Here is a 23696-nt window from a genome sequence, read left to right as displayed (position 1 = left end):
TATGGAGGCCTTCGAGGACGAAGTGGAGCCGCCATGACGACCGCCGCACCCCCGAGCAGCACCCGTGCGCTCGAACATCCCCCGCGCGAGGACATCCGCCTTGAGGGCGTGCTCCACGCGCTTTCGGATCCCATGCGGCTGCGGGTCGTGCGGCAGCTGGCCGGCGTGGACGCCGGGCTCGCGGGGCTCTCCTGCTCGCAGATCGACCTGCCCGTGACGAAGTCCACGAGCACCCACCACTTCAGGGTGCTGCGCGAGAGCGGCGTGATCCAGCAGATCTACCGCGGCACGGCCAAGCTGAACGGCTTGCGCCGCGACGACCTGGACGAACTCTTCCCGGGCCTGCTCGACAGCGTCCTTCGTGCGGCGGACGCGCAGTCGGAGCGGATCGTGGGGCGTATCGCGGGGCGGACCGCAGGGCAGGCCGTGGGGCAATGATCACCGCTCGGCGGAACGCCTGGCGCTAGGTCCCGTCCCTGCCAGCCGCCGCCAGTAGGCCAGGCCAGTCGGGGATCTTCACCGGGCCGCGGCCCAGCGATGTGCCGAGGTTCGCCTCCGCGTGTTCGATGGCCAGCCAGCCCGCCCACTCGACGGGGTGCAGTCCGGCCTCGCGGAGAGCGGTCAGGGGGTCGTCGCGCACTTCCCTGCGTACGAGATCGGGGGCGTCGTCCAGCAAGGAGAGCGCCGTCTCCTTGGCGCACGGGCGGTTGGTTCCGATGACGCCCGTCGGGCCCCGCTTGATCCACCCCGCCACGTACTCCCCGGGAGAGACCGCGCCCGCCCGCAGCACCCGCCCCGCCGCGTGCGGCACCGTACCGAGCACGGGGTCGAACGGCAGCCCCTCGATCGGCACCCCGCGGTAGCCGACCGAGCGCAGCAGCAGCTGCCCCGCGATGTCCTCGTACTGCCCCGTACCCCTCACCCCGCCCCGCCCGTCCGGCAGCGTCCGCTCGAACCGCACCCCGCCGACCCGCCCCGCCGCCTCCGACACGGCCACGGGACGCAGGAAGAAGCGGAGCCGGATGCGGCGCGGCAGCCGCTGGGCGGGACGCTCGGCCCAGCCCCGCATGACCTCGACATTGCGGCGGCCCACCGCGGGCAGACCGGAGGGGTCGGCGTACGCGGGATCGAGCGCCAACTCCGCCGGATCCACGATGACTTCGGTGTCCGGGAGCGAACCGAGCTCGCGCAGCTCCTTGGTGGTGAAGCGCGCCTGCGATGGCCCGCGCCGCCCCACCATGTGGACCTCGCGCACCCGGCTCTCCGCCAGCACGCCGAGCGCCGCCTGCGGCATGTCGGTGGGCCGCAGCTCGTTCACGCCGCGCGCCAGCATCCGTGCGACGTCCACCGCGACGTTCCCGACGCCGATGACGACGGCGGAGTCCACACCGTGTACGAAACCGGCGGCGGCGGCATCCGGGTGCGCGCTGTACCAGGACACGAACTCCGTGGCCGAGTAACTTCCCGGAAGGTCCTCGCCCGGCACGCCCAGCTTGCGGTCCGCGGCGGCGCCCACGCAGTAGACCACCGCGTGGTAGAGGCCGAGCAGCCGCTCGGGAGGGATGCCACCGGGGCCGATCTCGATGCCGCCGATGAAGCGGACACGGTCGTGTTCGAGGACCGTACGCAGATTGTTCTGGAGCGATTTGATCTTCTCGTGGTCGGGCGCGACGCCGTAACGGACGAGCCCGTACGGGCAGGGCAGCCGGTCGATGACATCGACGCGCACCCCCGGCACACGGTCCTGCTGGACGAGGGACTGTGCGGTGTAGACCCCGCTCGGGCCCGATCCGACGACGGCGACCTGCAGCACGGCGGTGCTCCTTCCGCGAGGCGGCCTCGGGAGATGAGTTCAGCATCGCACTCCGGTGCGCGGAGGGGGAGGTGCGGCGCGGGGTGCGTTGACCGGGGCGGGCGCCGGCCCGCGCCGGTTCACCTACGAGGGGCCGTTTGACCTGCGCGCCCGCCACCGCTTTTGATGTCGCGGGCAACGTGAGGTCGTCCGACGGCGGCAGAACGAGGGGGGACGGGTGTGAGGGCCAGACGATCTCTCGGCCGGCAGTTCGGCTGGCTGTGGGCGGCGTACGGGGTCAGCGCGTTCGGCACGCGGCTCGCGTTCGACGCGTTCCCCCTGATCGCGATTCTCGTCCTGCACGCCGGGCCCACCGAGGTGTCGGTCCTCGCGGCGGCGGGTCTCGCGGTGGGCGCGGTCGTGGCGGTGCCGCTCGGCCCGTGGGTGGAGTTCCGCCGCAAGCGGCACGTGATGATCGCGATGGACCTGATCCGGTTCGCGGCGCTGACGAGCGTTCCGGTCGCCTTCGCGCTCGACCGGCTCGAATTCGGCCATCTGCTGACCGTGGCGGTCATCGTCGGCGCGGCGGACATCACGTTCACCGCGGCGAGCGGCGCGTGCCTCAAGGCGCTCGTACCGCCGAAGGACCTGCTCGTCGCCAACAGCCGCTTCGAGTCGACGAGTTGGACGGCCACCGTGCTCGGGCCGCCGCTCGGCGGGGCCGCGATCGGGCTTTTCGGCCCGGTCCTCACCGTGGTGGCCGACGCCATCAGCTATCTGCTCTCGGCCCTGGGGATCCGTGCGATCGGCGGCAAGGAGCCGCATCCCGTCCGCACCGGCACACCGGCCCGGTTCCGGCCGGGCGACCTGCTCGACGGGTGGCGGTACATCCTGGCCACGCCCGGGCTGCGCCCGCTGTTCTTCAACACGGTCCTGGTCAGCGGCCTGATCATGGCGACATCACCGCTGCTCGTCGTCCTCATGGTCGGCGAACTGGGCTTCGCCCCTTGGCAGTACGGACTCGCCTTCGCCGCGCCCTGTATCGGCGGCCTGATCGGCGCGCGGCTCGCCCGCCGGTTCGTCGAGCGCTTCGGGCGGCACAGGGTCCTGCTCACCGCGGGGACCTTGCGGGCGTGCTGGCTGCTCGGCCTGGTGTTCATCCGCCCCGGTGTCCCCGGTCTCGTACTCGTTATCGCCGTAGAGCTCGGTCTGATCACCTGCATGGGTGTGTTCAACCCGGTGTTCGCCACCTACCGGCTCGACCACACCCCGACCGACCGGATCGCCCGCACCCTCTCCGCGTGGTCGGTCACCAGCAAGCTCACCATCGCGGCCATGACCGGCCTGTGGGGTCTGCTGGCCGGCGTCACCGGCCCGCGCACCGCGGTCGGGATCGCGGGCCTGCTCATGCTGGCGACCCCGCTGCTGCTCCCTCGGAGCGACCACGCGCCCAGCAAGGAGCCGGACGCCGCCCAGGCCCCCGCCTGAGCCGCCCCAACCCTGGGCTCCTCACATCTCGCGCATCCGGCTGATCTCCGACGTCTGCTGCGCGATCACGTCGTTGGCCATCTCCTCGACCTGGATGTTGTTGCCTTCGGAGAGCACATCCGTCGCCATCGTGACCGCGCCGCTGTGGTGAGTGATCATCAGCTTCAGGAAGAGCTCGTCGAACGCCTTGCCCTTCGCGGCGCGCAACTGCTTCAGCTGCCCCTCCGTCGCCATGCCCGGCATCGTCCCGTGGTGGTGACCCGGCTGCTTCCTCGCGCCGCCGTGGCTCTTCAGCCAGCCCTTCATGGCGCCGATCTCCGGGCGCTGCGCCGCCGAGATGCGGTCGGCGAGACGCTTGACCTTCCCGGACTCGGCCCGCTTGGGGGCGAGTTCGGTCATCTTCAGGGCCTGGGCGTGGTGCGTGATCATCATCTGGGTGTAGCTGAAGTCCGCCGAGTTGGGGGAGTCGTCGTCGGTTCTCTTCTTGGCCGCGTCCTTCGCCGACATGGTCGCGGCCGTCTCGCCCGGCTTCCCCGGAGCGATCACCGAAGGGCCAGGGGCCGCCTTCTTCCCCGGCTCCGAACCGGCGTCGGAGCCTCCTGCATCACAGGCGCCGAGCGCCAGAACGGCGGCCGTGAGGAACACGGCGACGACGGACGTACGACGGTGGAGCACGGCTGCCTCCTGTGGCGCGCGGGGGAGTTGAGGACCGTCCTAGCACGCTTACGCACGCCAGTGATCAAAAACTTTCATTACAGGTACGTTGCCATCTGTTGATCTGTGCATGAGGAGCACGATACTGCGGGTGTCCGTGAACCGTTCGACTACGAACGGCGACTAGGGAGGACGCAGTGACCCTGTTGAACAATTCCCGAACACGGCGCAGACGCTTCGGCGTCGGCGCGGCCGCGCTCGGTCTGATTGCCGCACTGTTCAGCGCGGCGCCCGCCGGAGCGACGCCCGACCCGGGCGACTCGCCGGCTGCGCCCAAGAGCGTGTCGAAGAGCGACGCCGCCGAGGCGCGGGCGGCCGTCAAGAGCGGGGAGATACCCGCGCCCGACGAGATAGTGCACTCGGCCAACATCAAGCACCTCGCCAACATCCCCAAGGACGCGCTGCCGGGGTTCAACACCGACCTCGCCTTCCAGGGGAAGTACGCCTTCGCGGGCAACTACGACGGCTTCCGCATCTACGACATCAGCGACCCGAAGAAGCCGCGGACCGTATCCCAGGTCCTCTGCCCCGGCTCGCAGAACGACGTCTCCGTCTCGGGGAACCTGCTCTTCCTCTCCACCGACTCCTCGCGAAGCGACAACTCCTGCGCCAGCACCACGCAGCCCGCGACCGAGAAGTCCTCGTGGGAGGGCATGAAGGTCTTCGACATCAGCGACAAGGCCAACCCGAAGTACGTCTCCGCCGTCGAGACCGCCTGTGGCTCGCACACGCACACCCTGGTGCCGGAGAAGAAGAACGTCTACGTGTACGTCTCCTCGTACTCCCCGAGCGCGACCTTCCCGGACTGCCAGCCGCCGCACGACGGCATCTCGGTCATCAAGGTGCCCCGCAAGGCCCCGCAGAAGGCGGCGGTCGTCAACTTCCCCGTGCTCTTCCCGGGTGAAGGCCCCGACGGTGGCGGCAACCCGGGCGGGCCCACCAACCCGGGTGTCTCCAAGACCACCGGCTGCCACGACATCACCGTGCTGCCCTCCAAGGATCTCGCGGCGGGCGCCTGCATGGGCGACGGCATCCTCTTCTCCATCAAGGACCCCGAGAACCCGAAGGTCATCGACCAGGTCCAGGACAACAAGAACTTCGCGTTCTGGCACTCTGCGACCTTCAACCAGAAGGCCAACAAGGTCGTCTTCACCGATGAGTTGGGCGGCGGTGGCGGCGCCACCTGCGACGAGGCCACAGGACCGGAGCGCGGCGCCAACGGCATCTACGACGTCACCGGCAAGGGCGACCACCGCAAGCTCGTCTTCAAGAGCTACTACAAGATCCCGCGCCACCAGGCCGCGACCGAGAACTGCGTGGCCCACAACGGCTCGCTGATCCCGGTCAAGGGCAAGGACCTGATGGTCCAGGCGTGGTACCAGGGCGGTGTCTCGGTCTGGGACTTCACCGACTCCTCGAAGCCGAAGGAGATCGGCTACTTCGAGCGTGGCCCCCTGAGTACCGACGCGATCCAGGTCGGCGGCTCATGGTCGGCGTACTACTACAACGGTTACGTCTACTCGAACGACATCGCCAAGGGCTTCGACGTCCTGAAGATCGACGACAAGAGGACAAACCCCGCCGAGCGGGTCCGCGTCCGTGAGCTCAACGTCCAGACTCAGCCGGACTACTTCGGCTGACAGGACCTGTCCCGCCGGACGGCTCATCGCCCGGCGGGACCCCGAGCTCCCACGGGAGCCCGTACCGCTGGAACAGCTCCGCCCGGAGCGCGTACGCCGGCATCGGCGCGCCAGGGAGCAGCACCGCGAAGACCGCGCCCATCAGGAGCGCGCGCAGCAGCGGATAGTCGCTCTCCACATCGAGCGACCCATGACGTACGACGGTGTCGCGGAGCAACTCGGCGAGGTGCTGCTGCTCGGGGCAGCGCACGAACCCGTCCGCCTGGAGGATCCCCGCCATGTGCGTACGCATGAGGACGGGCTGATCCCTGGCCAGGCCCAGGATCGCGTCGATGGCACGGGCCAGGAGTTCCTCGCCGTCCGCCGTCCGCGGCTCCTGTTCGAGCGCGGCCTGGAGCGTGCGGTGCATCAGACGGTGCACCGCCGACTGCAGGAGCTGCCGCTTGCCGGGGAAGTAGTACGACACCAGGCCGCGGGCGGAGCCCGCGCGGTCCGCGATGTCGGCGAGCGTCGTCGCCTCATAGCCGCGCTCGCCCACGAGTTCGACCGTGGCCTGCAGGAGCCGTTCCCTGGAACGCCTTCGCAACTCTTCATTGACCGATGGGCTACGCGGGGACATTCTGTAACTCCTGCGTTGACTGGCTCCGAGCCAATATACTCAGTGCGTCCCGGGCCGGGGCCCCCAGCGGGCCCGCCACGGTCCGGCACGACCTGGGGCAGGCAACACCGCGGGGGAGTGTTGCCTGCTCACAGGTGCTTACCGGTCCGGCCACGGCTGACATCTCAGCCCCGGTCGACGAGGCCGATGACGGGGCGCAGTTGGTCCGGGCGCAGATCCGCGGGCAGATGGTCCACGAAGTGCAGGGCGCAGCCGAGTGCGGCGGCGCCGGCGTCCGCGTGCCGGTCGTCGCCGACCATCAGGGCGTCGGCCGGGTCGACGCCGAGCGCCTCGCAGGCGGCCGCGAACAGGCGCGGGTCGGGCGCGTCGGCGTAGGGGCGCCAGGCCTCCGGCTTCATATGGCGGTCGTACAGGGCGTCGTAGAGGCACGGATCGGGCAGCGTGACCTCGCGGGCAAGCCCTGTGTACGCGGCGCGGTGCTGCTCGGCGCTGCGGTCGCGCAGGGACCACAACTCGGCGAGGTGGCCGGGCAACTCGGCGGGACTCGCCCCGCCGGGCAGCGCGCCCGCCCTCTCCAGCTCGGCGGCGAGCCGCTCGTGCTCGGCTTCGGCGAGCGGCAGTCGGGCCTCGTCGAGCACCGCACGCAGCCAGGCCCGGGTGGACTCGATGCGGAACAGGGTCCCGGAGAAGTCGAAGAGCGCGCCCTTGATCGTCATGGGGAGGATCCTGCGGGACCGGCCGACGGGCGGTCAAGTGCGGTCGCGAGCAGGCGCGTTAGGCGCTCTTGACCGCGCGGGCGCCCGGCCGGTATTCGTACGTCGCGACCGCGAGGGCCACCATCAGCGCGCCGAGCAGCCAGCCGCCGACGATGTCCGAAGGCCAGTGCACGCCGTTCCAGATCCGGGTCAGGCCGACCCCGACGACGGAGACCACGGCGAGGGCAAGGCCCGTACGCCATACGAGGGACCCGACGCGGTACACACGCAACAGCCACAGGAGCAGCCCGCAGACGACCGTCGCCGTCATGGCGTGTCCCGAGGGGAAGGCCGCGTAGTGGGCGGAGTCCACCGGGTCCGGCCACTGCGGGCGCGGCCGGTCGACCAGTGCCTTGAGCGCCTGCTGGATCACGCTGCCCACCACACAGGTCGCCGCGAGCCAGATCCCGAGCCACCACGCCCCGCGGAAGGCGAGCCACACCACGGTCACGGCGCACAGCGCGCGCATGGTCCACGGGTCCCACACCCAGTCGGTGAGGATGCGGCTCGCGCGGGTGAGGCCGTCGTCCGCGACGGCCCAGCGGTGCGTGGTGCGCGCGATGTCGTCGTCGAGACCGAGCAGCGGGGCCCACTCCATCCCGACCAGCAGGATCAGCAGGGTGGACGGGACGCAGAGCAGTACGGCGGTGAGCGCGGCGCGGTAGCCGGGCGGGCGGGGGCGGCGGGGCGGCGAGGCGAGTGGCGCGGGGTGCATGGGGAGATCCTCCCCGACGAGCGGCGGAGCAGGCCATCCCGGGGCGGGATCGTCCGGGCGGTGCCGTGCCGTGCGGTGCCGTGCGTGCGGTGCCGTGCGGTGCTGCGTCATGCGGTGCCGTGCTGGCTGTGCCGTGCCCGGCGCCCGTAACCCCTACCCCAGCGCCCGCAGCCCCGGCACGAACGTCACCAGGAGCGGGACCACCGGCACCAGCGCCGCGGCGGCCGTCAGGCGCAGTCGCCGTCCCGCGGTGAGCCGGGGCCGGGCGGACAGCAGACGGTGCACGCGCTGCGGTACATGGGCCTGCGGGGTGGGACAGGGGCCGAACACACCCCGGTCCTCGTTCAGTTCGACCAGGGCGAGGGCGATCGTCAGGCGCCCGAAGCGCCGCGAGGCCACATCATCGGCGGCCAGCTCGACGAGGCGGTGCATCTCACCCCGGAACGCCGCGAAGACCGGCACCTGCGGGAACCCCGTGGCCAGCGCGCCCGAGCAGTGCAGGAGCCAGTCGTGCCGCGCCTGCGCGTGACCCTGCTCATGGGCGAGCACGGCATCAAGCTGCCGCCCCTTCAGGCGACGCAACGCCGCGGTGGTGATGACCAGTTGGGGCGCCGTGTCCGGCAGCCACCAGGCGTCGGGGCGCTCGCCCTCCAGGACGACGAGACGGTCCGCGCCGGGCTCCTCGCCCGGCAAAAGCGGCGCGCGCAGGAGGAGTTCGGCCCGCCGCTTGCGACGCCGGGCCCGCGCCCGGGCGATCTCCCGGGTCAGCATCGCCGCGGTCCATACACCGCCCAGCGCCAGCGCCACGGCCGTGGCGGGCGCGGCCCAGGAGCCCCCGGCCCCGAGGGCGTACGCCTCGACGACATCGCGCGGCGCGGGGGCGAAGACATGGCCGCGCACGGCCTGCCACGCGGCGGCGGCGCTCAGGGTCATCGACAAGACGCAGCACATCAGGACACCCGCCACGACGCACTGCCACGCCCACAGCGCGACCACCGGTTCGCGCTCCGGCCAGTCGGCGCGTGCGAGGAGACGCGGGGCGACGACGGCGGTGAGGGCGCCCAGCAGCAACAGTGCGACAGGGAGCAACATGCGCCCAGACTATGAGGACGGCGCTACCGGAGGGTATGACCTATCGCCTCAAGTGACGCACGCCACGGCGGTCGAGGGTGTCTCTCACAGGGTCAGCAGCATCGCGATCATGGCGATCCCCATGGACAGACGGCACACCATCGCCAGTTCCGGACGGTCGGCCCAGCCCATGGCCACCATGCCGCTGCCACCCCGGCCCCCCTCCACCACCGCCGTCGACGTCGGTACGGGCAGCAGGCGGACCCCCGACCAGAGCACGTAACCGGCGAAGTACAGCAGCAACGCGCCGGTGAGCGCCGGTGAGCCCCCGCCGCCGTGGCCCGCGTGGGCGGCCGGTGTCGCGGCCATGGCTACCGCCATGTAGACCATGGCGCAGGCGCCGACCGAGTGATGCAGGTGGTGCGGATCCCGTCGGGCCGCCCAGAGCGCGCGGCACGCTGCCGCGCCGAACACGGCCGTGTACCCCAGCCAGGCCCACCGCGGCGGAGTCAGTACGACGGCGGGCAGCGCCATCAACGCCATCCCGAACCCCATCAGCGCCTCGCCGCCCGCGGCCCGGCGCTGTTCCTCGAGTCTGCTGCGCATGCGCAGCAGACAGTAGGACCCGGTCGCCGCACACAGCGCGACGAGCAGCCAGCCGGCCTGCACCGGTCCGTGCACCGCGCACCTCCCCGATCGACGGTCGACACGATCGACGGTGTCGTCGGGTCGATGCCCTCGCACGCGGAGTCGTATGCGAGCGCACGGGGGTACGCGGGGAGCACAGGGGGAGCGGACGGAGACGTCCCTCGGCCTGTCCCTTCTCCCGCCCTCTCGCCTGCTGCCTGCGCCTACCGTTCGCCGAGCTCGAGGGCGATCGCCCCACTGAGCAGTTCCCGCGCCCGCTCCAGCGGCAGCGAACCGCTGAGCCACCGCTCGCTGAGCCCCTCGACCAGAGCCGTGAGCCGCTCAGCGGAGTCGACCGGGTCGGCCGCGGGGGAAGCCGCAGCCGCGCTCCGAGCCGCGCGGATCGCGTCGGCGACGTCGTTCACCCATGCCTGGGTGGCGTGGGCCAGGGCGTCCCGCAGGCCCTCGGGCTCGAAGATGGCGCTGGCCCTCAACTCGCCCCAGGCCGTGCTGTTCTCGCGTACCTGCGGGGTGTCCTGGAGCTCCGTCAGGAGCAGCTGCTCCAGCTCGTCGCGGGCGTCGGCGGCCTCGGCGACCGCCTTGTCCGTGTACGCCGTCGCGCGGTCGTTGATGAACTCCAGGGTCCGCCGGACCAGCCCCGCCCGGTCCTTGAAGTGGTAGTAGATCAGCGCGGTGGAGACCCCGGCCTCGGCCGCGAGCTCCTCGACCCGCAGCCCGCGCACGCCGCTGCGGGCGATGACGCGCACCGCGGCTTCCATGATCAGGACCTGTCGGCCGGACAGCCGGCCGGGCCTCGCCGATGACTCCGACTGGGACTGGGGCTGTGGCTTGGGGTCGGGCATCGGGTTCACGCACTCCGTTTCAGGCCTTGACCGGAATTTCAGTCAGCCCAGGGTATCGGCCACGCATGTGACCGAGGAGACCCTCGAGGCCTCAGGGGAAAAGCATTTTCCGAGTAAAACACTTGCTAATGTTCTAGGTATGAGCAGCACACCGTCACCCTCACCCCACTTGCCCACTCCCTCCCGTCCCTCGCGGGTCCGCCGACTCCCGCTCGCCGGTGTGCTGCGCCCCGGCAAGCCGTCCGACATCTGGTTCAAGCCCGCGTCGAGCGTGGTCGTCGCCACCGCGATCCCCAATCTGACGCTGCTCGCGCTCGGCCGCCTCGACCTCGTGATGTACACGATGGCCGGATCGTTCTGTGCCCTCTACACCCACAACCTCCCCTACGCCGCGCGCGCCCGCGCCCTCGCCTGGGTCGTCGCCGGAATGCTGGCCAGTGTCGCCGTGGCCATGGTCACCGCCTCGCTCACCACGTCCGCGGCGGTGCTCGTGGCCGTCGGGGCGTTGCTCGCCGCCGCCCAGAAGACGCTCTGCGACGCGACCCGCGTCGGCCCGCCCGGCCACCTCATCTTCACCTTCATCAGCTCGGCCACGCTGTTCGCGCCGCAGGCCATCGGGCAGGTCCCGGGCCACCTCGCCCTGACGCTCGGCGCGGGCGCCGTCGCTTGGCTTGTCGGCATGGCCCCCGCTCTGGTCCGTCCGCACGGCCCCGAGCGCCGGGCCACCGCGCGCGCCTTGAACGCGGCAGCCGCCTATGCCGATGCCGTGTACGCCGATGCCGCGGGCCCCGGCCGTGAGCGTGCGCGGCAGGGGGCGGCCGCGGCAGTGCACGCGGCCTGGCAGTCCCTGTTCGCCACCGGTGCCCGTACGGCGGCGCGGCGTGCGATGGAGCGCCTGGTGATCCGCGCCGAGGACGCCCTCGCGGAGCCATCGGCGGCGGACCCCGCCCTGCTGCGCACCTGGGCGGCGGGCCTGCGGGGCACGGGCGCCGTGCCCCGCCCCGGCGACGTACGCCCGGATATGGACGACGAACTCCTGGGAGTGGAAGCCGAGTTGGCGGCAGCGTCCAAGGGGGCCAAGGTGGCTTCCCTCTGGCGGCGCCTCGGCCCCGGATCTCCGCTGCTGCCCATCGCGCTGCGCACCGCCGTCGGGTGCGCGCTCGCCGGGTACGCGTCCCTGGCCCTCGGCGTCGGCCGCCCCTACTGGGCCCTGGTCACGGCGGCCTCGCTCTACCAGGCCAACGTCACGCTCACCTGGAGCAGGGGCGTACAGCGCGTGGTCGGCAACCTCGTGGGGGTGCTCGCCTTCGCCGTGATCGTGCCGGTGGCCCACCTCGGCCACGCCGCGCTCATCCTGTGCTGCCTGGCGCTGGCCTTCGGGGCCGAGGCGCTGATGGGCCGCAACTACTGGCTGGGCAGCGTGTGCGTCACGCCGATGGCGCTCCTCGTCACGGAGTTCGCGAGGTTCCAGCAGCCGGGAGAGCTGATGCTCGACCGGATCGTGGACACCCTGGTGGGCGCGCTGCTCGGCATCGCCGCCGCGATCGCCGTCACCAACCGGCGCGCCGCCGACCACATCGAGCTGGCCATCGACGCCACGGACCGGGCCCGCGCCCACGCCGAGCAGGCCCTGTCGGCCCCGTCCCGCAACCCTGACACCCTGCGGCCCGCGCGCCGCCGCCTGACGGCAGCGCTGGTCGACCTGCGCACCGCCAATGACGCGGCGGCGGGCGAGTGGTGGCAGCGCGCCCTGCCGGAGCAGCGGGTGATGGCCTCCGAGCAGGCGGGACACCGTACGCTCGCGGCGACGGTACGTGGCATGGCGAACGGCGAGCGCGTACGGGTGTGACGGGCCGGACGGCGCGAAGAGCGAGGACAGGAACGCATGAGGAACGGGAGCGAACGGGACACGGCGCCGAACGCCGTTTCCCGCACGGAAGACGGCACCCCGAGCACGTCGAACGGTGCGTCCACCGCGTCCGGCGCCTCCGGCACGCCCCCCGTGCCGCGCGACACCGTCGCCGCGGTTGTGCGGCAGTGGCAGGCCGTGCGGCCGGACATCGACACCGGTCCGATGGAGGTCATCGGGCGCATCAATCGCTGTGCCGCCCTCCTGCAACAGGCCGAGGACGCCCCATTGCGCCGGGTCGGCCTGACCCGACCCGAGTTCGACCTTCTCGGCGCCCTGCGCCGCACCGGCCATGAGCTGACGCCCGGCGAACTGGCCCGCGAGACCTTCTCCTCGGGTGCCGCCGTCACCAAGCGGCTCAAGCAGCTCCAGGAGCGCGACCTGGTCGACCGGCGCGCCGACACCCGTGACCGTCGCGTCTCGCATGTCCGCCTCACCGACGAGGGCCGCGACCTGGTCGACTCGATCCTGCCCGACCAGCTCGCCTACGAGACGGTGGTCCTGGCGGGCCTCGACGAGGTCGGCCAGGGTCAACTCAGCTCGCTGCTCGGCGAGTTGCTGGGGCAGTTGGAGGGGCGGCTCGGGTTGTCGCCGGGTTTGAGGGGCTGAGCCGGAGCCGCCCGCCCGCACCCGGCGGCCTCAGTGGTCCTCGACCGCCGCAGCCAGCAACTCCCGTGTCTCCGGCTCCACATGCTCGGCGTAGTAGTCGTGCAGCGCCTCGCGGCCGAGGCGGGCCGCCAGCGGGCCGTCACCCGCGGCGATCGCGGCAAGCACCTCGCGGTGGTGGGATATGGAGCGTGCCATCCAGGCCGTGGTGTCCGTGACGCCGGCGATCTTCTTCTCGATGACCTCGACCACCGCCTCGTGCACCGCGCGTGCGCACAGGCCGAGGAGCGAGTTGCCGCTCGCTTCGGCGATCGCCCGGTGGAAGAGCGCGTCCGCCTCGCTGAACGCGTGCAGGGACGCCGGGCCGCCGCCGCTGAGCGATTCCATGCGGGCGATCTGCTCGCGCATGCGGGCCAGATCGTCCTCGCCGTGCAGGCGCGCCGCCAGGCGGTTGGACTCGGCGTCGAGCAGCATGCGGAACTGCACCAGCTCGCCGAGCGTGGACACGCTGGAGCGGGTGAGGCGGCCGAGGGCCTGGCTGAGATTGTCGGGGGAGACACCGAGCACCTCGGCGCCCAGCGGATCGCCGGGCCGGGAGCGGATCAGCCCGGCCGACTGCAGGACGCGCAGCGCCTCGCGGACCGTGGAGCGGCCGACATCGAAGCGGTGGACCAGTTCGCGCTCCGCAGGGAGCCGCGAGCCTGGCGGCAGGTCGCCGCTGAGGATGCGCTCCTCGATCTGCTGGGCCACGCGTTGATAGGCACGAACCGGTGTGACCGGCTGGAACAGGTCGGCGTCGTCGGCGGCCATCGGTACGCCCCCTCCACAGTGCGAGTTTTCGTCACACGGTCGCGGCGCGGAAAAACCAAGATCTGGTGGTTGACCCGGCCGTGAACGTGGAGGCAGAGTACGGGAACTCAACTGGTCTGACCAGTCGACTGGCCTTGTGGTCGGCCGACTTGGAGGTTCCATGCACACCAGCTCAAGCGCGTCCGCCGCGGCCGTGGACATCGACTCCGCGGCCGTCGTCGCCTTCACCCAGGATCTGGTCCGCCTGCGTACCGTCAACGCGGCCGGCGCCACCGAGGTCGAGCGACCCGCCGCCGAACTCGTCGCCCGGCTCTTCACCGAGTTCGGCTGGACGTACGACGTGGTCGAGGTCGCGCCCGGGCGGCCCAACACCGTCGCCGTCATCGAGGGCGGGGGCGGCGACGGGCCGACCCTCATGTTCGAAGGGCACATCGACGTCGTCACGGAAGGGGATCCGGAGGACTGGAGCGTCGACCCCTACGGAGCCGAGATCAGGGACGGCAGACTCTGGGGGCGCGGCTCCGCCGACATGAAGTCCGGTGTCGCCGCGATGATCTACGGCGTGCGGGCTCTCCAGCTCGCGGGCCCCTTCCCCGGCCGCATCGTCCTCGGCGTGCTGTGCGACGAGGAAGGGCTGATGCTCGGCGCGAAGGCGTTCGCCGCGACGCCCCTGGCGCGTGAGGTGGACGGAGTCATCGTCTGCGAGCCCGAGGGGTACGAGGTGTGCACATCCGCCCGCGGCGGCATCCGGCTCCGGCTGGATCTCGACGGGGTGATGGCCCATGGCGCCATGCCGCAGGAGGCCAGGAGCCCGATCGTGGCGGGCGCCCGCATCGTCGAGGCGCTCGGCCACGTCCAGACCTGGGCCGAGGAGCGGTACGGCACCCACCCGCACGCCGGGAGCGTGACGGTCACGCCCACCGTCCTGCACGGCGGTGACCCGGACCAGCTCAACGTCATCCCCGCCCACGGGCTCGTCGGCATCGACGTACGCACGATTCCCGGCACCGACCACACGGAACTCATCGCACGTATAAGGGAGTTCGCGGCTGAGGCGGCCGGGAGTGTGGGCGTGGGTGTCGGGCTCACGGTCGTCGACGACCGGCCCGCCATCGAGCTTCCCGAGGATCATCCGGTGGTCACCGCCCTTGTCGACGGACACCGTCAAGTACACGGCGCCGCACCGCCGTTCGGTGCCGTGCCCGGCACCACGGACGGCACCATCCTCACCCGCGACGCCGGACTGCCGACGGTCGTCTACGGCCCCGGCGGGAAGTGGATCGCGCACCAGAAGGACGAGTTCGTGGAGGTGCGCGAGATCGTCGAGTACACGCGGGTGTACGCCGCGGCGGCCCGCTCGTTCCTGAACGCGGCCACCGGAGGCGCACGATGACGTATCCCGAAGGGCTGCCCATCGCGGACGGCTGGGTGAGCGCACCCGGCAGCCAGGCCGTCCGCTTTCCGTACGACGGGAGCGAGATCGGCGCGGCGCCGGTCGGCGACGAGGACCTCGCGGGCCGCGCCGTCGAGCACGCCGCGTCGATCCGCGCACAGGTCGGCAGGCTGACCGCGGGGGTGCGCAGGCAGGTGCTCGCCGGGGTCGCGGCGGCGGTGGCCGAAGCGGCGCCGGAGCTGGTGGACCTGCTCGTCCTGGAGACGGGGAAGCCGAGGATCGACTGCGACATCGAGATGCGGCGCTCCGTGGCCACGTGGGAGTCCGCAGCGGACGAGGTGGCCCATCTGCACGGGGAGACGGTGCCGCTGGACCTCCAGGCGTCCGGAGAGGGCCTGTTCGGCTTCTGGACGCGGCGGCCGGTCGGCGTCGTCGTCGGCATCGCGGGCTTCAACTACCCGGTGCTGCTCGCCTCCCACAAGATCGCACCGGCGCTCGCCGCGGGCTGCCCGGTGATCGTCAAGCCCGCACCGGCCACCCCGCTCGCCACCTTGCGGCTCGTCCATCTCGTACGGGAACAGCTCGTGGCGGCGGGCGCGCCCGCCGGGGCCGTGCAGCTCGTCACGGGTGACGTGGAAGTCGGCCGTACGCTCACCACGCACCCGGAGGTCGCGGCGGTCTCCTTCACCGGGTCCGCCGCCGTCGGCCACCGCATCGCGCGGGACGCGGCGCCCCGCAAGGTGGTCCTCGAACTCGGCTCCAACGCGGCGCTCGTCGTGGCCGCCGACGCCGACCTCGACGCGGCGGCCGACGCGGTGGTGCGGGGCGGGTTCTACGCGTCGGGGCAGGCCTGCATCTCCGTACAGCGGGTCATCGTCGTGGCCGCGGTCGCGGAGGAGTTCGAGAAGAGGCTCGCGGGGCGGCTGCCGGATGTGGTGGTCGGTGACCCGCGGGACCCTGAGACCCGCGTATCGGCGCTGATCGACGAGACGGCGACGGAGCGGGTGCTCGACTGGATCGGGCGGGCGCGGGCGGCGGGCGCGCGCGTGGTGGCCGGGGGAGTCCGCGACGCGGGCGGCCGGTGCGTCACCCCGACCCTGCTCGCGGACGTGCCTGACGGCGAACCGGCCTGGGACGAGGAGATCTTCGGTCCCGTCGTCTGCCTGCGCGCGGTGCCGGATCTGGACACCGCGTACGACCTGGTCAACGCGAGCCGCTACGGCCTGCACGCCGCTGTCTTCACCGGCGATCTGCGCGCGGCGCTGTGGGCCGTCGACCGCCTGGAGGTCGGCGGCGTCGTGGTGAACGAAGTCCCGGGCTACCGAAGCGACATCGCCCCCTACGGAGGCGTCAAGGACTCCGGCATCGGGCGCGAGGGCCCGAGGTTCGCGATCGAGGAGATGACGGTGACGCGGATGGCCGTCATCCGGCCGTAGGCCCTGACGCCCGACTCGGGGTCAGGCAGAAGCAGGCCCCCCGGTAAGAGAGGCAGCACCACCATGGATTACGCGAATCTGTTCCGGCTCGACGGACGCCGCGTCGCGGTCGTGGGCGGGGCGAGCGGCATCGGCCGTGAGGCCACCCGCGCGCTGGTCGCCCAGGGCGCGCACGTCATCGTCGCCGACCGGGACACGCAGGGCGCTCAGGAGACGGCGGCGCTGGCGGTGGCGGGGAGTGCGACGGAGCCGGCCGCCCCGAGCGCCGGCACCGGTGACACCGCCCGCACCCGCCTCGGCACCGCCGTCACCCACCCCCTTGACGTCCTCGACCCCGAAGCCGTCCGTGCCGCCGTCGCCGCGTGGGGGCCGCTGGACGGGCTCGTCGTCACCGTCGGCGCCAACGTACGCAAGCGCATCGCCGATTACGGCCTCGACGAGTTCGACCGTGTCATCGCCCTCAACCTGCGCTCCTATCTCACGCTCATCCAGGCCGTCGCCCCCGGCATGGCCGAGCGCGGCCGGGGGAGTGTCGTCGGGTTCTCCTCGATGCGGGCCTTCCAGGTGGAGCCCGGGCAGGGGCCGTACGCCGCGTCCAAGGCGGGGCTGATCCAGTTGCTGCGGACCGCGGCGGCAGAATGGGGACCGCAGGGCGTGCGCTTCAACGCGGTCGCGCCCGGCGTCGTCCGTACTCCGCTCACCGACCAGATCGCCGCCGACCCCGCATGGTTCGATGCCTACGCCCAGGCCTCCGCGCTCAAGCGGTGGGCCCGCGCCGACGAACTCGCCGGAGCCGTCGCCTATCTCGTGTCGGACGCGTCCACCTTCGTCACCGGCACCGTGCTGAGCGTCGACGGCGGCTGGACCGCGGTCGACGGCCGTTACGACCCCTCCGTGTGACCCTCCCGCTCGCCGACGCCGCACCGGTGCTCCCCTCACACCGCCCCCAAGGAGTCCCCCCATGCCCCCGACAGCTGATGACGGCCCGAAAGAAGACGCAGCCGCCGAGGCTGCCCCCGACGCCTCGCACCCCTCCGACGCCTCGCCCTTCGACGGGCTGCCCACCCTGCGCGGCGTGGCCCGCCCCTCCCTCTGGCTGCTCCTCGTCCCCGTCCTGCTCTACGGCCTCGCCCCGTTCGTGGCCAACCGCATCGAACCGCGCGTCCTCGGCATCCCCTTCCTCCTCGCCTGGGTCATCGCCGCCACGGTGATCAGCCCGCTCGTGATCTGGCTCGCCGCCCGCCTCGACCCGGCGTACCGCACGGGCGCGGTGGAACCCATCCCCGCCGACGATCTCGTACACACCGACACCGACCCCGAAGGAGGCCGCCGATGAACGGCTCCGCAGCCGTCGCCACCACCGTCTTCGGGCTCGCCATGGTCGCCACCATCGGGATCGGCGTGTGGAGCGCCCGCGGCCGGTCCAAGGGCCTCGCCGAATGGTCCGTGTCGAGCCGCGGACTCGGCGTCCTGTTCATCTGGCTGCTCATGGCCGGCGAGACGTACACGAGCTTCTCGTTCCTCGGCACCGCGGGCTGGTCCTACTCCTTCGGCGCGCCCATCCTCTACCTGGTCGCCTATCTGACCGTCGGCTTCGCCGTCGCGTACGTCGTCGGGCCCGCCCTGTGGACGTACGCGACCCGGCACGGCCTGATCTCGATCGCCGACATCGCCGAATTCCGGTTCCGCTCACGGCCGGTGGGGATTCTCGTCGCCGTCGTCGCGACGGTCTTCATCGTCCCCTACATCCAGGTGCAGATTCAGGGCATGGGCGTCGTCGTGAACGCGATGACGTACGGCAGCGTCGATCTCAAGCTCGCCGCCGTCATCTCCTTCGTCGTGGCCGAGGTGTTCATCCTCGTGTCCGGGCTGCGCGGCTCGGCCTGGGTGAGCGTGCTCAAGGACATGCTGGTGATCGTCGCCGTGGTGTTCCTCGCCGTGTACATCCCGATGCACTACCTCGGCGGGTTCAGCGACTTCATGCAGCGGATGGTGACCGAGAAGCCCGAGTGGCTGACCTTCCCCGGGCACGAGTCCGGCGGGCGCAACGCCATGTGGTTCCTGAGCACCGTGGTCCTGAACGCCGTCACGATCACCATCTTCCCGACCACCGTGGCCGGTTACCTCAGCGCGAAGAGCCCGAACGCGCTGCGGCGCAACGCGCTGCTCCTGCCCTGGTACCAACTGCTCCTGTTCGTACCGATGGTGGTCGGCGCCACGGCGCTCTTCGTGATGCCGACGCTCGGCAACCCCGACCTCGCCCTGTTCAGCCTGGTCACCGACTCGCTGCCCGCACCCGTCGTCGCGCTCATCGGCGTCGCGGGCGCGCTCTCGGCGATCGTGCCGATGAGTGTCTTCATGCTCTCCATCGGCACACTGTGGGGCCGTACGATCCTCGGCGGCGGCAACGGCGCCGACCCGCGGGCACGCCGTCGCGCGCCCGGCACGTCAGGCGACGCGAACGACATGCGGACCAAGCGGCTGTCCCAACTGGTCTGTGTCATCGCCGGGTTGATCGCCCTCGCGGGCAGCCTCTTCTACCCCAACACCCTCGTCGAGCTCTCCGTCCTCTCCTACGAGGGTCTGGCGCAGCTCGTCCCGGTCGTGCTCCTCGCCTTGTTCTGGCGGCGGTTGACCGCGCGGGCCGCCGTCGCGGGCATGCTGACCGGTCTGGCGGTGATGACGCTCCTGTGGGCCACGGACAACGACCCGTACCACGGCGTGAACGGCGGCATCATCGCGCTCGCCGCCAACCTCGCCGTACTCCTGTCGGTGGTCCGCCTCGCACCGGGGCCTGACCGGCTCAGTCCCGGGGTTCCTGCACGAGCCGGCGGATGAGGGGCGCGATGTCCTCGGCGTGCAGCACGAAGTCGACCCGGCCGGTCTCGATCGCGGATTTCGGCATCCCGCGGAACTGGGCCGTATCGGGGTCCTGCACGATCACGGTGCCGCCACGCGCCTTCACCGCCTCCACGCCCCGGGCGCCGTCCCCGTCCGCTCCGGTGAGCACACAAGCCGTCACCAGCGGCCCGAACGTCTTCGCCGCCGTCTCGAAGAGCGGGTCGGCGGCCGGGCGCGCGTAGTTGACCGGACGCTCCTGGGTCAGCGCCAGCTTTCCACCGTCCCGGACACACAGATGGTGATCGGGCGGGGCGATGTAGACGGTCCCCGCCACCGGCTGATCGCCGTCCTCGGCCAGCTTGACGGAGAGCGTGGTGGACCGGGACAGGATGGAGGCGATACGCGTCTCACGGCCGCGGCGCAGATGCTGGGCCACCAGCACGGCCGCCGGGAACCCGGCGTCCAAGCCGGACAGCAGCGTCCGCAGGCCTTGGATTCCCCCTGCGGACGAGGCCACCACCACGGCGGCGTCAAGATCGTGGGACTCACGCGGATGATTGCTGCTCACACATGAACGTTAACTCGGCCGCGGCCCCTGCCGGAGACGTCACGGCGCGCGAGCCCCGTACGAAGACAATCGGAGCATGGAGGCGACGCCCACAATGACGGACAGGGACTTCTACGAGGTGCCGGGGCTCCGGGAACCCGTGGAGATACGGATCGACCGGTGGGGCGTCCCGCATCTGTACGCCGCGTCGCAGGACGACCTCTTCCTCGCCCAGGGCTTCAACGCGGCCCGCGACCGCCTCTTCCAGCTGGACCTGTGGCGGCGGCGCGGCCTCGGCCTGCTCTCCGAGGTGCTGGGGCGGGAGTACGCCGAACACGACCGCGCGGCGCGGCTGTTCCTCTACCGCGGCGACATGGCCGAGGAGTGGCGCGCGTACGGAGCCGGCACGGAGCGCGTGACGACGGCGTTCATCGACGGCATCAACGCGTACGTGTCCCTGTGCCGTGCACAACCGGCTCAACTGCCGCCCGAATTCGGCCTCCTGGGCTACGAACCGGCCTACTGGAGCCCCTCCGACGTGGCCCGCATCCGCAGCCACGGCCTCCAGTACAACCTCCACGACGAGGTCGCCCGCGCCCTCACCCTGCGCGACCACGGCCCCGAAGCGGAGGACCTGCGCCGCCGCCGCGAACCCGCGCCGCACCGGCTGCGCGTCCCCGAAGGACTCGACCTGAGCGTCATCCCCTCCGACGTCCTCCGCGCGTACGAGATGGCCACCACGCCCCCGTGGGCGGCGGGCGCGGCGCCCCGCCAGGGCCTGGACGGCTCCAACAACTGGGTCATCGCCCCCTCCCGCACCGCCACCGGCCGCCCCCTCCTGGCCAACGACCCGCACCGCGGCATCACCCTGCCCGCGCTGCGCTACCTCGCGCACCTCTCGGCGCCCGGCATCGACGTGATCGGAGCGGGCGAACCGGCCCTGCCCGGCATCTCCATCGGCCACAACGGCCACGTCGCCTTCGGCCTGACGATCTTCCCGATCGACCAGGAGGACCTGTACGTCTACCGCACGAACCCGGCCAACCCGCACGAGTACTGGTACCAGGGCCGCTGGGAGCCGATGACGCGCGTCACGGAGCCGGTCCCGGTGCGCGGCGGCGACGCGGTCCCCGCCGAGCTGTGGTTCACCCGCCACGGCCCGGTCATCCGCGAACTCCCGTCCCGGAACGCCGCGTTCGCCGTCCGGGCCGCCTGGCTCGGCCCCGGCATGGCCCCCTACCTGGGCAGCATGGACTACATGCGGGCGGCGAGCCCCGACGCGTTCGTGGCGGCGATGCGCCGCTGGGGAGCCCCCGGCGAGAACCAGGTGTACGCGTCGCCCGACGGCACGATCGGCTGGCGCCCCGCGGGCCGCGTCCCGGTCCGCCGCGGCTGGGACGGCACCCTCCCCGTACCCGGCGACGGCCGCTACGAGTGGGACGGCTTCCTGGACGTCGAGGAACTCCCCTCGGTACGCGACCCGGCCCAGGGCTGGTTCGCCACGGCCAACCAGCTGAACCTGCCGCCCACCTATCCCAACGCCGAGAAGACGGTGACGTACGACTGGTACGCACCCACACGCCACGACCGCATCAGCGAGGAACTGGGCGCGCACGCGGCCTGGACGGTCGAGGACTGCGTACGGCTGCAGTCGGACTACGTGAGCCTGCCGGGACGCCGGGCCCAGAAGCTGCTCGCAGAGCTGCGGGGCGAGGGTCCCGTGGCAGGTGCCCTCACCCTCCTGCGTGACTGGGACGCCCGCCTCACCGCCGACTCCCCGGCCGCCGCCCTCTTCGAGATCTGGTACCGGCGGCACCTGCGCCCGGCCCTCCTGGAGCGGGCGCTCGGCGCGGTCGTGGGGGAGGAGCAGCGGGCCCGGGCCCTTGCGCGGGTCCTTCCCGGCGAGGACGCGGCAGCCGACGCCCGCATCGACCTTGAGCTCCTGGACGCCGCCCCGGACCCCGCCCTGCTGCTCAGCACGCTCGGCGCTGCCGTCGAGGAAGCCACCGCACTCCTGGGGGCCGACCCCGCCGCCTGGGCCTGGGGCGCGCTCCACCACGCCCACCCGCACCACCCCATCGCCGCCCTGCTCGACGGCCCCGCCCCGCGGTGGGCCTCCGTGGGGCCCGCCCCGCGCGGCGGCAGCGGGGACACCGTGGGAGCCGCCGGCTACGGGCCGGGGTTCAGGCAGACCGCGGGGGCTACCTTCCGGATCGTCGTGGACGTCGGCTCCTGGGACGACTCCGTGGCGATGAACTCGCCGGGGCAGTCCGGAGTTCCGGGCAGCCCGCACTACGACGACCTGTTCGCGAGCTGGGCAGCCGACGGCTCCTTCCCGCTCCTCTACTCCCGCGAGGCGGTGGAGAAGCACACGCGGCGGACGATCACCCTGCGACCGGCCGCCGGCCGCCGCTCGTGAACGGGGTCCGGTCGCGGTTATGCGAACCGCGGCTTCTCCGGCGCCATCGAACGCCCCGCCACCTGTGCCGTCACCCGCTCGTGGATCTCCTCAGCCGAGAGATAGACGTCCGTCTGCTCGAAGTCCCTGAGCGTGGCAGGACGTTGGGACTGGAACCCGGTGCGTACGTAGTCGTCGCCCGCGACCGCGTTGAGCCCCCAGTTCGCGGCCGTGCGGAAGCGTGCGGTCAGGGTGCGCAGCGCCCCCAAGTGGTAGCCACGTGCGACCACTTGCGCGGGGAAGCCCGTCAACTGCACCCCCATCGGCTTCGATACGGCCTGTGCGCCACCGAGGTCGACGACCAGGCCCATGTCCTTGTGCCGGTAGGCGGTCAGCGGCGTGCCCCGCAGCGCCGCGGCGACGTTCCGCGCGGCGGCCCAGCCCTGCCTCATGGCGTGCTGCGCGGTCGGCGGGCAGATCGCGTCGCCGCCCTTGACGAGGTCCGGCACGGCCGCGGCGTCGCCGAGCGCGAAGACGCCGTCAAGTCCGGGCACCGTCAGATCCGGCTTGACGACCAGACGGCCCCGGTTGGTCTCGGCGCCCAGCGTCGCGATGAGCGGGCTCGGCGCGACCCCGGCCGTCCAGATCAGCGTGTGGCAGGGCAGCGTGCGCCCGTCGGTGAGGGTGACGGTGTCCTCGGTCGCCTTGGCCACCGAGACACCGAGGGACACATCCACGCCGCGCCGCTGCAAGATGGCGAGGGCCTTCTCGCCGAGCCGGTCTCCCAGCTCGGGCATCAACTTCGGCGCCACATCGACCAGATGCCACTTGACCTGCGAGACATCGAGCCCCGGGTAGCGCTTCACGGCGGCACAGGTCAGGCGCTGCAGGCACGCCGCGGTCTCCGTACCGGCGTACCCGCCGCCGACGACCACGAACTGCAGCCGGGCCTCCCGCTCGGCGCGGTCCGTGCTGGCCGCCGCCAGGTCGAGCTGTGAGATGACGTGGTCGCGGATCCAGGCGGCCTCGGCCAGCGTCTTCACGCCCACGGCGTGCGTGTCGACTCCGGGGATGTCGAACTGCCGGGTCACGCTGCCCGGCGTCAGGACGAGGTAGTCGTAACGCTCCACGACCTCCTCGCCGTTGATCTTCCGTACGATCACGGCCTTCGCGTGCGGGTCCACGCCGATGGCCCCGCCCGGCACGATCGCCGTACGCCGCAGCATCCGGCGCAGCGGCACCGCCACGGACTGCGGGGTGAGCACGCCGGCGGCGACGTGCGGGAGCAGGGGCAGGTAGAGCTGATGGTCCGTCGGGCTGATCAGCCGAAGCTCGGCGTCCTGCGCCTTGAGCGTCCGCTCCAGCTTGTGCGCGCACTCCATGCCGGCGAATCCGCCGCCGACGATCAGAATCCGGGGAGGTTGCATACGAGATCGCTCCAGGGGTTGGACTGTGTCGGGTGCGGTCCGGAC

At 71.9% G+C, this 23696-nt stretch carries 22 protein-coding genes; 11 read left to right on the top strand and 11 right to left on the bottom strand.

What is annotated here, in order from left to right; genetic code table 11:
* The first annotated feature begins 33 nt into the window (after nt 1-33).
* Nucleotides 34-438, top strand: a complete 405-nt coding sequence (locus ACGFX9_RS29310; protein WP_393478801.1) for an ArsR/SmtB family transcription factor — start codon at nt 34-36, stop codon at nt 436-438.
* A gap of 25 nt (nt 439-463) precedes the next feature.
* Here ACGFX9_RS29310 and ACGFX9_RS29305 read toward each other — a convergent pair whose 3' ends face one another.
* Complete coding sequence (locus ACGFX9_RS29305) at nt 464-1813, bottom strand: FAD-dependent oxidoreductase (protein ID WP_393478797.1); 1350 nt, start codon at nt 1811-1813, stop codon at nt 464-466.
* A gap of 219 nt (nt 1814-2032) precedes the next feature.
* On the opposite strand from ACGFX9_RS29305, the gene ACGFX9_RS29300 reads away from it, so the two are divergent.
* Complete coding sequence (locus ACGFX9_RS29300; RefSeq protein ID WP_393478794.1) at nt 2033-3280, top strand: MFS transporter; 1248 nt, start codon at nt 2033-2035, stop codon at nt 3278-3280.
* A 21-nt stretch (nt 3281-3301) separates the two neighbouring features.
* Here the strand turns inward: ACGFX9_RS29300 and ACGFX9_RS29295 are convergent, their stop codons facing one another.
* Nucleotides 3302-3955 (bottom strand): DUF305 domain-containing protein, encoded by a 654-nt coding sequence (locus tag ACGFX9_RS29295; RefSeq protein ID WP_393478791.1) that lies wholly within the window; start codon nt 3953-3955, stop codon nt 3302-3304.
* 176 nt (nt 3956-4131) lie between these two features.
* Here ACGFX9_RS29295 and ACGFX9_RS29290 point away from each other — a divergent pair, with 176 nt between their 5' ends.
* Complete coding sequence (locus ACGFX9_RS29290; RefSeq protein WP_393478785.1) at nt 4132-5634, top strand: LVIVD repeat-containing protein; 1503 nt, start codon at nt 4132-4134, stop codon at nt 5632-5634.
* On the opposite strand, the gene ACGFX9_RS29285 is transcribed toward ACGFX9_RS29290, so the two are convergent.
* The 6 genes from ACGFX9_RS29285 to ACGFX9_RS29260 form a co-directional block, all read right to left on the bottom strand.
* Nucleotides 5600-6253, bottom strand: coding sequence for a TetR/AcrR family transcriptional regulator (locus ACGFX9_RS29285; RefSeq protein WP_393478782.1), 654 nt, complete (start codon nt 6251-6253; stop codon nt 5600-5602). The two genes, ACGFX9_RS29290 and ACGFX9_RS29285, sit on opposite strands and share 35 nt — an antisense overlap.
* 164 nt (nt 6254-6417) lie before the next feature.
* Complete coding sequence (locus ACGFX9_RS29280; protein WP_393478777.1) at nt 6418-6969, bottom strand: HAD family hydrolase; 552 nt, start codon at nt 6967-6969, stop codon at nt 6418-6420.
* 58 nt (nt 6970-7027) lie between these two features.
* Nucleotides 7028-7723, bottom strand: coding sequence for a phosphatase PAP2 family protein (locus ACGFX9_RS29275; RefSeq protein ID WP_393478769.1), 696 nt, complete (start codon nt 7721-7723; stop codon nt 7028-7030).
* Nucleotides 7724-7876: 153 nt separating this feature from the next.
* Nucleotides 7877-8815, bottom strand: coding sequence for a M56 family metallopeptidase (locus tag ACGFX9_RS29270; RefSeq protein WP_393478766.1), 939 nt, complete (start codon nt 8813-8815; stop codon nt 7877-7879).
* 84 nt (nt 8816-8899) lie between these two features.
* Nucleotides 8900-9475 (bottom strand): DUF5134 domain-containing protein, encoded by a 576-nt coding sequence (locus tag ACGFX9_RS29265; protein WP_393478762.1) that lies wholly within the window; start codon nt 9473-9475, stop codon nt 8900-8902.
* Between the two features lie 170 nt (nt 9476-9645).
* A complete protein-coding gene (locus tag ACGFX9_RS29260) occupies nt 9646-10200 on the bottom strand; it encodes a TetR/AcrR family transcriptional regulator (RefSeq protein ID WP_393479602.1) in 555 nt (184 codons plus the stop codon).
* Between the two features lie 223 nt (nt 10201-10423).
* On the opposite strand from ACGFX9_RS29260, the gene ACGFX9_RS29255 reads away from it, so the two are divergent.
* Nucleotides 10424-12133: an FUSC family protein gene (locus ACGFX9_RS29255; RefSeq protein ID WP_393478757.1), complete on the top strand. Its 1710-nt coding sequence runs from the start codon at nt 10424-10426 to the stop codon at nt 12131-12133.
* A 36-nt stretch (nt 12134-12169) separates the two neighbouring features.
* On the top strand, nt 12170-12802 hold the full coding sequence (locus tag ACGFX9_RS29250; RefSeq protein WP_393478753.1) for a MarR family winged helix-turn-helix transcriptional regulator: 633 nt from the start codon (nt 12170-12172) through the stop codon (nt 12800-12802).
* A 30-nt stretch (nt 12803-12832) separates the two neighbouring features.
* Here ACGFX9_RS29250 and ACGFX9_RS29245 read toward each other — a convergent pair whose 3' ends face one another.
* Nucleotides 12833-13609: a FadR/GntR family transcriptional regulator gene (locus ACGFX9_RS29245; RefSeq protein ID WP_393478748.1), complete on the bottom strand. Its 777-nt coding sequence runs from the start codon at nt 13607-13609 to the stop codon at nt 12833-12835.
* A gap of 160 nt (nt 13610-13769) precedes the next feature.
* Here ACGFX9_RS29245 and ACGFX9_RS29240 point away from each other — a divergent pair, with 160 nt between their 5' ends.
* The 5 genes from ACGFX9_RS29240 to ACGFX9_RS29220 all read left to right on the top strand — a co-directional run bounded on the left by ACGFX9_RS29240 (nt 13770) and on the right by ACGFX9_RS29220 (nt 19276).
* Nucleotides 13770-15002 carry a M20 family metallopeptidase gene (locus tag ACGFX9_RS29240; protein ID WP_393478746.1) on the top strand — a complete coding sequence of 411 codons (1233 nt, stop codon included), beginning with the start codon at nt 13770-13772 and terminating at the stop codon, nt 15000-15002.
* Nucleotides 14999-16438 (top strand): aldehyde dehydrogenase family protein, encoded by a 1440-nt coding sequence (locus tag ACGFX9_RS29235; RefSeq protein ID WP_393478743.1) that lies wholly within the window; start codon nt 14999-15001, stop codon nt 16436-16438. The genes ACGFX9_RS29240 and ACGFX9_RS29235 overlap by 4 nt, the downstream gene beginning before the upstream one ends.
* A gap of 63 nt (nt 16439-16501) precedes the next feature.
* Entirely contained in the window at nt 16502-17338 is an 837-nt protein-coding gene (locus tag ACGFX9_RS29230) for an SDR family NAD(P)-dependent oxidoreductase (protein WP_393478740.1), read from the top strand.
* A gap of 61 nt (nt 17339-17399) precedes the next feature.
* A complete protein-coding gene (locus ACGFX9_RS29225; protein WP_393478737.1) occupies nt 17400-17774 on the top strand; it encodes a DUF3311 domain-containing protein in 375 nt (124 codons plus the stop codon).
* On the top strand, nt 17771-19276 hold the full coding sequence (locus tag ACGFX9_RS29220) for a sodium:solute symporter (protein WP_393478734.1): 1506 nt from the start codon (nt 17771-17773) through the stop codon (nt 19274-19276). The genes ACGFX9_RS29225 and ACGFX9_RS29220 overlap by 4 nt, the downstream gene beginning before the upstream one ends.
* On the opposite strand, the gene ACGFX9_RS29215 is transcribed toward ACGFX9_RS29220, so the two are convergent.
* Nucleotides 19242-19847: a chemotaxis protein CheB gene (locus ACGFX9_RS29215; protein ID WP_393478731.1), complete on the bottom strand. Its 606-nt coding sequence runs from the start codon at nt 19845-19847 to the stop codon at nt 19242-19244. The two genes, ACGFX9_RS29220 and ACGFX9_RS29215, sit on opposite strands and share 35 nt — an antisense overlap.
* A 94-nt stretch (nt 19848-19941) precedes the next feature.
* On the opposite strand from ACGFX9_RS29215, the gene ACGFX9_RS29210 reads away from it, so the two are divergent.
* Nucleotides 19942-22245 (top strand): penicillin acylase family protein, encoded by a 2304-nt coding sequence (locus ACGFX9_RS29210; protein WP_393478728.1) that lies wholly within the window; start codon nt 19942-19944, stop codon nt 22243-22245.
* Between the two features lie 17 nt (nt 22246-22262).
* Here ACGFX9_RS29210 and ACGFX9_RS29205 read toward each other — a convergent pair whose 3' ends face one another.
* Nucleotides 22263-23651, bottom strand: a complete 1389-nt coding sequence (locus tag ACGFX9_RS29205; RefSeq protein ID WP_393478725.1) for an NAD(P)/FAD-dependent oxidoreductase — start codon at nt 23649-23651, stop codon at nt 22263-22265.
* Between the last annotated feature and the right edge of the window lie 45 nt (nt 23652-23696).

It is taken from the genome of Streptomyces sp. NPDC048436 (assembly GCF_043200355.1).
In the GTDB taxonomy this organism is placed as follows: Bacteria; Actinomycetota; Actinomycetes; order Streptomycetales; family Streptomycetaceae; genus Streptomyces.
This window is presented reverse-complemented; position numbering and strand designations above follow the sequence as displayed.